This window comes from Streptomyces sp. NRRL S-495 (assembly GCF_000966955.1).
GTDB lineage: Bacteria > Actinomycetota > Actinomycetes > Streptomycetales > Streptomycetaceae > Kitasatospora > Kitasatospora purpeofusca.
Map to the genome: position 1 here is coordinate 1 of NZ_JZWY01000176.1, position 791 is coordinate 791.

Annotated in this window: 1 protein-coding gene; it reads right to left on the reverse strand. The window is 74.8% G+C overall.

The genetic code is table 11. From position 1 onward, the window contains the following. A partial coding sequence (locus tag VR45_RS11135) for an amidohydrolase family protein (RefSeq protein WP_045939546.1) occupies positions 1 to 791 on the reverse strand: 791 nt, incomplete at both ends.

Below are 791 nucleotides of genomic sequence, written 5' to 3' on the forward strand. Positions count from 1 at the left end.
ACGCCGTCCTTGACCTCGACCTGGAGCGGGCCGAGGGGGTAGAGGCCGTCGCCCATGCCGGCGGCGCCCATGGCGTCGGTGATGAGGGCGACCCGGGAGGCGCCGGCGGTGCCGTAGGCGAGGTCGAGCACGGAGGGGTGGAGGTGGACGCCGTCGTTGATGAGTTCGACGGTGACCCGCTCGTCCTCCAGCAGGGCCACGATCGGGCCGGGGGCGCGGTGGGCGATGCCGGGCATGGCGTTGAACAGGTGGGTGGCGACGGTGGCGCCGGCGCCGATCGCCTCCAGGGTCCTGGTGTAGTCGGAGTCGGTGTGGCCGACGGCGGCGATGACGCCGAGGTCGGCGAGCATCCGGACCGAGTCGAGGCCGCCGGGCAGTTCGGGGGCGAGGGTGACCATTCTCGCGTGGCCGCGGGCGGCGTCGACGAGCTTGCGGACCAGGGCCGGGTCGGGGTCGCGCAGCAGGTCGGGGCGGTGGGCGCCGCAGCGGTTGCGGGAGATGAAGGGGCCCTCGAAGTGGACGCCGGCCAGGACGCCGTCCTCGGCGAGTTCGGACAGCACGGCGGCCTGGCGGGCCAGGTCGTCGATCTCGCCGGTGACGGTGGAGGCGACCGTGGTGGTGGTGCCGTGTTCGAGGTGGGTGCGGGCGGCGCGCAGGGCCTCCTCGGCGATGCCGGAGGCGTAGGAGGCGCCGCCGCCGCCGTGGACGTGCAGGTCGACGAAGCCGGGCACGACGGTGTACCCGGTCAGGTCGAGGTCGCCGGGCGTGGCGGTACCGCCGAGGCCGGCGAT